The sequence below is a fragment of the Streptococcus hyointestinalis genome (genome assembly GCF_041225505.1).
Lineage (GTDB): Bacteria > Bacillota > Bacilli > Lactobacillales > Streptococcaceae > Streptococcus > Streptococcus hyointestinalis_B.
The window spans coordinates 1-1,835 of record NZ_JBCLSK010000082.1 but is presented as its reverse complement, the minus strand read 5'-3'; the positions used below and the strand labels follow the sequence as shown (position 1 = coordinate 1,835).

Here is a 1,835-nt window from a genome sequence, read left to right as displayed (position 1 = left end):
ATGAGACAGGGTTATTTGTGGATGATGTTATTTAATAAGATGTGCAAATAGTTATATAATAAGTTGCGCAAAAATAGGAATAACAATTGATTATCACTGCTATTTCTGCTATACTAAAGCCGATAAAGATAAAGGAAAACAAAAATTAGAGAGTAGGTTGTGTTATGAAATTAAAGAAGATATGTGGGCTTTTGACGATTGGGTTGGCGCTTATCCTATTAGCAGCTTGTGGTCAAAAATCAGCGCAAGATATTATCAAAACAGAATTGAAAGATAGTTATACGGGATATTCTGCGAACCCTGGTTACGAGTACCCATTTAGGGAAGGTGATGATGTGCTAACCTTTAATAAAAAAGATAATTCAATTACCAATAGTTATGGAAATATGAAATATTTTTCAGTTCTATCTGAAAAGGAGATTCCTTCAGGAACTCAACGTGTTATTGATGAGTTAGAATCTGAGCTAAAAGGAACTGATAATTTTACAATTATTATTGGTCGCAAGAAAAAACCTACGAAGGATAATGCGGAGGCAGCTTATCAAGTGGCTCTGTCCGATGGAGGAAATAAGATTCGCATTTTTGAGTTACGCCGTAACCAGCGTAGTTTTGGTTATTATGATTTCTCAGGTAAAGCTAAATAGTTGAAAAGCCTCATTCGAGGCTTTTTTGATGCTTTTCTGAACTTTGTCCCCTTACAGCATAGATTTTGATTATCTCTTATGATGAAGGTATCTTAATAGAAAGTAGGTACCTTTATTTTGAGATACGATACTTATTCGGACTTGGTCAATGCCCTAGAAAAAGGTTTTCTAGATATTAACGGCAAGACAAACGGAAATATCACAGGGGAAAATGCGGAGAAGATGGCTTCTTTTTACAAGTATTGGAGCAACTATCTAGACCCTACTCCAGCCTTTCTCTCGTTCTTATCCTATATCCCAGGAGGTATTGCCAAGGCGCTTTACCAAATTACAGCTAGTCTTGAGCATGTCTTTAATAACATGTTCAAGCTCTTTGGACTTTTTGGTTACTTAGGGGATAGTCATACGGTTATTGGTCAGTTCTTTTATTGGTTTCAGGTCATTGGAACGACACTGTTTACCTTAATTTTGGTAGCCTCGGCTATTACTGGTGTTTTTACGAAACCTGTCAAGTACAAGGGAGTCATAACGAATTTCTTGCTTGTTACGATGGTAACGTCTGTTTTGCCATTAGCTTTAACTTCCATTTCATCGGTTATTGCTCAAGATGCGATGAGTGTTCAAACGGTATCCAGTGAAGCACCAGATGGTAGTAAGCAATACTCTTCTTTAGCGATTCAGCCGATGAAAAATAATGTCGTGGATCTCAAAGTTTTGATTGACAATGACTTTTCGACAGAGCTTTTTCCACTGGATGATTACGGTTATATTAAACCAGTAAAAGAGGGATCCACACCTGTTAATAACATTACAGACAGCACAGATAAACGGGATACCTCTGATTTTGCGACACGGATTGATTTTGGGGCTACTTATGGTGCTTCAAATTCAGATTTATTGGAAGAAATGGAGGATAAACAAGAGGGAATAAAAGGTTTGTTCCTGCATAAACTTAACACTAATCAGACGGGTGTTGAATCAATTACAGAACATAGAATTGTTGGAGAGCTAAACTCCTTTGAACCTGTCTACATGCGTTATAACGTCAACTGGATAGCCATGTTCATGCAGTACATCATCTTGATTGTTTTGTTGCTTGCTATGTCTGTTAAGTTAGTGAAGTCTGTCTTTGATATTATTATCGAGGCCATGATTTCACCGCTTCAAGGCTATACTTCTTTGTCAAACTCT

2 protein-coding genes are annotated in these 1,835 nt (G+C 37.0%); both read left to right on the top strand.

Annotation, left to right across the window (positions count from 1 at the left end; genetic code table 11):
• Positions 1-164 precede the first annotated feature (164 nt).
• A complete protein-coding gene (locus AALA56_RS09975; RefSeq protein ID WP_369909883.1) occupies positions 165-644 on the top strand; it encodes a hypothetical protein in 480 nt (159 codons plus the stop codon).
• A gap of 117 nt (positions 645-761) precedes the next feature.
• Positions 762-1,835 (top strand): pLS20_p028 family conjugation system transmembrane protein (locus AALA56_RS09970; protein WP_369909882.1); only part of this gene is annotated, 1,074 nt, incomplete at its 3' end.

Excerpts from the sequence above, each read along its gene's own strand:
- AALA56_RS09975 (WP_369909883.1), top strand. The coding sequence starts at position 165 with ATGAAATTAAAGAAGATATGTGGGCTTTTGACGATTGGGTTGGCGCTT.